This window comes from Holdemanella sp. MSK.7.32, from assembly GCF_024460475.1.
Lineage (GTDB): Bacteria > Bacillota_I > Bacilli_A > Erysipelotrichales > Erysipelotrichaceae > Holdemanella.
In genome coordinates this window covers 1-962 of the sequence record NZ_JANFYN010000108.1, presented here as the reverse complement: position 1 = coordinate 962, position 962 = coordinate 1, and the positions used below count along the sequence as shown (strand labels likewise).

General features: G+C 36.0%; 1 protein-coding gene. It reads left to right on the top strand.

The genetic code is table 11. From position 1 onward, the window contains the following. Positions 1-962 (top strand): group II intron reverse transcriptase/maturase (ltrA, locus tag NE544_RS11990; protein ID WP_256269498.1); only part of this gene is annotated, 962 nt, incomplete at both ends.

The following is a 962-nucleotide window of genomic DNA, read 5'->3' as shown; positions in this document are numbered from 1 at the left end:
ATAGACTTAAGAGTTTTAGCTATAAGCCACAACCCGTAAGACGAGTTGAAATCGACAAGGGAAATGGCAAGAAAAGACCTTTAGGGATACCGGTCTATGAAGACAGGCTCTTTCAAGGAGCCATGGCAGATATACTTAGTGATGTATATGAACCTAGATTTCTAGACTGTTCATATGGATTCAGACCGAAACGAAAGGCTCATGATGCGATTAAAGTAATCAATGATACCATTATGTATAAGAAGGTAAATTATATACTGGACTGTGACATTAAAGGCTTCTTTGATAATGTGAACCATGAGTGGCTCATGAAATTTCTTCGAAATGATATCGCAGACCCGAACTACCTGAGATATATAGCGAGAATGCTCAAATCAGGTGTCATGATAGAAGGAAAATATGAGGAAACAAGTGTAGGAACACCCCAAGGTGGACTGATTAGTCCAATACTTGCCAATGTGTATCTACATTATGTGTTGGATTTATGGTTTGAAAAGTGTATTAAGAAACAGTTATATGGAGAAGCATACCTGGTAAGGTTTGCCGACGATTTTCTGATTATGTTTCAATATGAAAGAGATGCACAAAGAGTATATGAAGCCATTATTAGAAGAATGGAACTTTTTGGATTGGAACTATCCAAAGAAAAGACACGAATACTTCCATTTGGAAGAAATTGTGGAACTAGAGAAACTTTTGATTTTCTAGGCTTTACACATTTCAACAGTAAGACAAGAAAAGGTTACTATTCTGTAGGACACAAAATTAGTCGTAAAAAGAAGAAGCAATTCAAGTCAAACTTAAAGAAATGGGTCAAAGAGAATAGAACCACTCAATTTGACGAATTCATGAAGACATTGAACAAGAAACTTACCGGTAGTTTTAACTACTATAGTTTGAGCGGAATGATAAAAGAGGTTAGAAACCTATGGCATCATTCACTACTTCTTACGTTCAAATGG